The organism is Stenotrophomonas geniculata ATCC 19374 = JCM 13324 (assembly GCF_001431625.1).
Classification (GTDB): Bacteria; Pseudomonadota; Gammaproteobacteria; order Xanthomonadales; family Xanthomonadaceae; genus Stenotrophomonas; species Stenotrophomonas geniculata.
Genome location: NZ_LLXT01000048.1, coordinates 1 through 757 on the forward strand (window position 1 = coordinate 1; position 757 = coordinate 757).

Annotated in this window: 1 rRNA gene; it reads left to right on the top strand. The window is 52.0% G+C overall.

Annotated features, from left to right (window positions below):
• Positions 1–162: 162 nt before the first annotated feature.
• Positions 163–277 (top strand): 5S ribosomal RNA (rrf, locus tag ARC63_RS03070).
• Positions 278–757 lie beyond the last annotated feature (480 nt).

The following is a 757-nucleotide window of genomic DNA, read 5'->3' on the forward strand; positions in this document are numbered from 1 at the left end:
CTAACTGATACTAATGATCCGAGAGGCTTGACCATATAACCTCAAGTTGCCTTGGCTTTACGACAACGTCGTAAGAGCATCCAGGTGCACGCTACGTCACAAGAACTACGAGAGGCAGGCGCCTTATCCGGCTGTATCGGATGGCGACGCTCCAACCGCCTCCCTGGTGAAATTAGCGCTGTGGAACCACCCGATCCCATCCCGAACTCGGAAGTGAAACGCAGCTGCGCCGATGGTAGTGTGGCTCAAGCCATGCGAGAGTAGGTCATCGCCAGGGTTTACACCCGAGAACCCCGCTGCATGCGCAGCGGGGTTTTCCTTTTTTTGCAGGCACCCGGTTTCGACCTGGACTTGCAGCAACAACTTCACGAAGAACTTCAAGTTCCTCAAACAAATTGTTGACAAAGCTGAAAGGCCTGCCATAATAGGCGGCTCGCAACGACGAAAGACCCTCGGGTCCAACGACGAAGCAGCATCGGCAACAACGTCCACCCCGGTGAGACGGCCTTGAAAAAAGGTGTTGACGAAGCAGAAAAGCCGGCTATAATGGGCGGCTCGCTACGAAGGAAACTTCGCAGCACACGGGAATGGCGCTGAGGCCACTTCCCAAGATCTTTGAAAGTATGCGCAGGTATCTTGTGAAGGCGCCTGCAGGAAGGATGATTGTCCATCTTGCAGACGTTTGATCAAGCAACTATTAATTGTTTTAAAGCAAGCGATACGTTGCCAGAATCAATCATCTGCAGCTTTAAATTTT